We start from the raw sequence: 214 nt of genomic DNA on the forward strand, positions 1-214 counted from the left end.
GGCCTTCTTTGCCCGCGAACTGAAATGAGTTACCGACTCATCGACGAGCTGCAAAAGAAGGCCCTCAGCGTTGCCCAGTGCTGCCGGGTGATGGGAGTGAGCCGTTCTGGTTTTTACGAGGCCCGGCGACGTGCCGCCCAGCCCGCCGTGTGCAAGGCCAGCGTGCATGTGCGGGCCGCTTTCGCGGCAAGCCATCAAAGCTACGGCAGCCGCA

At 63.6% G+C, this 214-nt stretch carries 1 pseudogene; it reads left to right on the top strand.

Annotated elements, in window-relative coordinates:
* Positions 1-24: 24 nt before the first annotated feature.
* Positions 25-214, top strand: a pseudogene (locus ACEN88_RS36520) (IS3 family transposase); the annotation flags it as partial.

The organism is Massilia sp. CT11-108, assembly GCF_047302915.1.
GTDB lineage: Bacteria > Pseudomonadota > Gammaproteobacteria > Burkholderiales > Burkholderiaceae_D > Telluria > Telluria orientalis.